Origin of the sequence: Acinetobacter sp. UBA3132 (genome assembly GCF_002364825.1) — a bacterium.
Lineage (GTDB): Bacteria > Pseudomonadota > Gammaproteobacteria > Pseudomonadales > Moraxellaceae > Acinetobacter > Acinetobacter schindleri.
Window position 1 is genome coordinate 468 of the sequence record NZ_DEZM01000005.1, and the last position, 4,266, is coordinate 4,733.

The window sequence follows — 4,266 nt, forward strand, 5'->3', positions numbered from 1 at the left end:
TTTGACTATTGCTGCTTACCAAATTCAGGAATCTAAAGCTAAATAATTTTTACCAAATAGTAAATAATAAAAATAGGAACATCTTTTATGTTGGTTATTATTGTTGAATTTTAATGTATATTAAAGTGACCAACTTCTTCTTACTCCACCCTACTTTTAATTAAACATTAATAGCTTAAGCTTTTGTTTTATATATATTTATTTTAATGTGTTTTTAATATATTTAATGTGATTTATGTCGGTGAATATTGCCAAGGTTGGGATATCAGAACCGAAAGCAGAATAAAGATCTTGAACACATCATAGATTTGAATCCTGACGTGGTCCTGATAATCCGCTTTAGCTTATCATTTGAGGTGATTCGCACCAGTGCCATCTCAGCTTAGCTAAAATAGAAAAACCAAAAAGTGATCAACACACCCAGTGAAAAGAGTGAAGCAAACAGAGTGAACCATGAATGGGTTTCGGTCCCCCAGAACATCCGCTTCGCCAGCCATTTTTTAAGCAGAACACTATTCAGGCTCAGTGCTGCCAAATGCAGCAACACGCTGGCTAAAAACAGATTGGCAAAGAGTTCATGGATTTCTTTTAAACTGTGGCTATGGGTATAGTCGGTAAAAAAGCCGGCCAGCACCGTTAAAGGCAACAGAAGAAAAATACCCACTATGCTGAGCTGAAACAGGCTGGATCCGGCGGCTTTTAAAAATGTTGGCGAAAGCCATTGCTGCGGCTGTGCCCAATAGCGCTGCACAAATGGCTTGATCACCTGCCAACGGCGGCTTAGCCCTGAAGGCTGAGTATGCGCCAGTCGAGAAGCAAGAAACTGCCATAAAATTCTTAATATCAGGCTAATCCCGAGGGTATAACCCAAGGCCATATGGGTTTGATGCCATTCTTCTGTATCCCCGGTCAGATAAGCCCCAGTAAAGCTCAAAATGATGATGAGATGCAGAAACCGGATCAGTAAATCTGTAGAAGATGTTGTTGTATTCTGCGCCATAAAAAACCGTTATTGGCTGTATTTTAGTGACAGCATAACAGCTTAAGCTGAACTGAATCTTAAGATAGAAGCAAAAAAGTGCGCTTGTTGAAGCGCACTTTTAACATGAGGAAATCTTAAGAAAATCAATAATACTAAGACTAAATCGCCGGAATTTTTGTGATGGGTACACCTGTTATTTAACAAGGTTCCTTCTAAGCTTGGCAGGACTGCCCCCCTGTATTGACCAGTATCACCTCAGCCGGAAAATTCTTTAAAAGCATCCAGTGCATTTGCAGCATACATCAATGAAGGTCCACCACCCATATATACCGCAACGCCCAGAACTTCCTCCAGCTCCTGCAGGGTCATGCCCATTTTGACCAGGGTTCTGACATGAAAGCCGATACAACCATCACAACGTGATGCGACACCAATCGCCAAGGCAATCAGCTCCTTGGTTTTAGGATCAATCACACCATCACGCATTGCGGTCTGGGACAACTGATTGAAACTTTTCATTAAATCAGGTGAATCCTGAGTTAATGTTCTTAAACTGCCTGAAATGTTCTGGGTTAATTCTTTGTATTTCATCACTGCTTCTCACATTCAACAATACGGTTGTTCACCGATTCAACGGCTTATTTTTCTACCGGATAGCCCTGTTCCAGCCAGGCCTGATAACCGCCCTGAACCGACTTGACCTGGGTAAAACCCATATTCTGTAAGGTATCGGTTGCCAATGCTGAACGGCCACCGGTACCACAGATCAAATAGATCGGCTGATCTTTAAGGTGTTCCAGTGCCTGCTGGGTATCGCAATGATGACTGGCCGAAGGATGCTGGTGAATTCTCATTTCCAAAACACCACGAGGATAATTCACCGCCCGGTCTATTGCTGCCGCCTGAAATTCATCCGGTTCTCGAACATCAATCAGTATGGTTTTATGGTTTTGCATCGCTTCAAACAGTTCATTTACGCTGACTTCCTGAATCCGGCTTTTTGCATTCTGGATCAATTGCTCTGCAGTTTTCATCATTTTCATTCTTCCTCGGTCATTAAAATTATATTTTGTATAAACGATGCTCAGGTAGATTAAAAGCGCTTGAGTGAAGTCCCCAACCGGTTGTTTTAGCCCATGAGCGCTGAATAGATTAGATACATCGCCACTCCAACCACGGTGGTGGCAAATATTTTCTGTACCTTGTTACTGTCAATCCGCTGCATCAGACTGCGTCCAATTAACATCCCGACAATACAGGCCAGGACAAAGGTCAGCGTAACCGAAACAGGATATTGAAAGCCATCCAGCACGTGTGCAGAAATACTCACCCCACCAATCAGAAAAATAATCATGAGGGAAGTCGCAACGATACTGCGCATATCAAGGTCGGTGAATTTACGCAGGGCTGGAACAATGACAAACCCCCCACCCACGCCAAGCAAACCGGTCAGTAACCCCGCCACGATACCAATACCTGCCAGGAACGAAGCAGTTTTGACATTCCAGATCAGGCGACCGGTGGTTTGATTGACCTTGCACGGTGCATTGCCATGATCGGTCACTTTATTAAAAAAGATCCGGTAAGCCACAATCAGCATCACCAGACTGAAAGCCAGCGTCAGCCAGACCGGAGAAACGATATCGGCCAGATGCACGCCATAACGCGCTGAAGGAATACTGATCAGCGCGATCCAGAGCGCAGCACGATAACGCACAATACGCTTGAATAAACCCTCGAACGTTCCGACCAAGGCCGACAGCGTGACTGCAAGCAATCCTACCGGCGCAGCTTGGGCCACGGTCCAACCCTGACTCGCCATCAGTGCCGGTACAGCCAGAATGCCACCACCGGCACCGGTCAAACCCAATAGCACTCCGATAACCAGCCCTTCAAGTATTAATGCCCACATCGTCCTCTCCCTTATCCACAAAAGTAATTCAACAAAGGTTGAACTTTTTGTTGAATCACGACACAAGCTTATTTGAAGTAGTTAAGAGGAAGCTTGAGGTAAGAAACACCATTTTGTTCTGGCTCAGGAAACTGCCCTGCTTTCATATTGATCTGAATTGCCGGTAGAATCAGCTTAGGCATACTGAGTCCTGAATCCCGCTGATTTCGCATCTGAGCAAATTCAGTTTTGCTGATTCCCTGATGAATATGGATATTCTGTGTTTTCTGCGTCTGGATATCAGATTCACACACGTACGATTCACGTGTCTCAGGTAAATAGTCATGACATAAAAAGACCCGGGTATTTTCTGGCAACTGAAACAGGCTTTGTACCGAATCATAAAGCTGTTCTGCACTACCTCGCGGAAAGTCACAACGTGCTGTACCATAATCTGGCATAAACAGGGTATCACCCACAAAAACCGCATCACCAATCACATAACTCAGACAAGCAGGCGTATGTCCCGGTGTTGGAATGTTATAGGCCTTCAATGTTCCGATTTGGAACGACTCATGATCTTCAAATAAATAATCAAAGAGCTGCTGGGCATTCCATTGTTTAATATCCAGATGATAAATCACGCCAAAAGTTTCCTGTACAATGCCAATTTTCTGGCTCATGGCAATCTTGCCACCTAACTCAGCTTTAAGATATTGCGCTGCAGTCAGATGATCAGCATGGACATGGGTTTCGAGAATCCACTCAACCGTTAAACCCTGCTCTTTAATATAGGCAATAATCTTATCGGCATGAACAGTTGAGGTACTTGCCGATGCCGGATCATAATCCAGAACGCTATCAATAATAGCGCAGGCTTTGGTCGCCGGATCACGTACAACATAACTGAAGGTATTGGTATCTTCGTGAAAAAAATCTTTTACTATAGGTAAGTTTGACATCGTTAAGCTCCTGACCATTTACGGTGAATACATACACCCACCAGCATTGCTACAATAAAATAGAGCACTTGATAGTGGCCTAAACCGATCAAGGTGAAACTTGGTGCCGGACAGATGCCGGCAATGCCCCAACCTGCACCAAATAAAACCGCACCCGTGATCAGTTTTCTATCTATCTGATTATTTTTAGGTAAATCAATAGGTTCATTAAAAACTGTTTTTGGTTGCGCCGTACGTAATGCTTTCTGGAAGGGAATAAAGGCCACAGCAATCGCGCCCATCATGACAAAGGCCAGACTGGCATCCCAATCGCCAAACAGATCCAGGAAATCGAGTACTTTTTCCGGATTGGACATGCCCGATACCATCAACCCCACAGAGAACAGCGCACCAAATAAAAAGGCAAACACATTTTTCATTTTAGAATGCTC

At 44.0% G+C, this 4,266-nt stretch carries 6 protein-coding genes; all 6 read right to left on the reverse strand.

What is annotated here, in order from left to right:
- Positions 1 to 382: 382 nt before the first annotated feature.
- A complete protein-coding gene (locus tag B4033_RS00145; protein ID WP_286830992.1) occupies positions 383 to 1,000 on the reverse strand; it encodes a cytochrome b/b6 domain-containing protein in 618 nt (205 codons plus the stop codon).
- Between the two features lie 237 nt (positions 1,001 to 1,237).
- Positions 1,238 to 1,573 (reverse strand): carboxymuconolactone decarboxylase family protein, encoded by a 336-nt coding sequence (locus B4033_RS00150; RefSeq protein WP_005247053.1) that lies wholly within the window; start codon positions 1,571 to 1,573, stop codon positions 1,238 to 1,240.
- A gap of 47 nt (positions 1,574 to 1,620) precedes the next feature.
- Positions 1,621 to 2,016: a rhodanese-like domain-containing protein gene (locus B4033_RS00155; RefSeq protein ID WP_286831000.1), complete on the reverse strand. Its 396-nt coding sequence runs from the start codon at positions 2,014 to 2,016 to the stop codon at positions 1,621 to 1,623.
- Between the two features lie 95 nt (positions 2,017 to 2,111).
- On the reverse strand, positions 2,112 to 2,894 hold the full coding sequence (locus tag B4033_RS00160; protein WP_286830996.1) for a sulfite exporter TauE/SafE family protein: 783 nt from the start codon (positions 2,892 to 2,894) through the stop codon (positions 2,112 to 2,114).
- Positions 2,895 to 2,962: 68 nt separating this feature from the next.
- Positions 2,963 to 3,835: an MBL fold metallo-hydrolase gene (locus B4033_RS00165; protein WP_286830998.1), complete on the reverse strand. Its 873-nt coding sequence runs from the start codon at positions 3,833 to 3,835 to the stop codon at positions 2,963 to 2,965.
- 2 nt (positions 3,836 to 3,837) lie between these two features.
- Positions 3,838 to 4,254 (reverse strand): DUF6691 family protein, encoded by a 417-nt coding sequence (locus tag B4033_RS00170; protein WP_286831001.1) that lies wholly within the window; start codon positions 4,252 to 4,254, stop codon positions 3,838 to 3,840.
- Between the last annotated feature and the right edge of the window lie 12 nt (positions 4,255 to 4,266).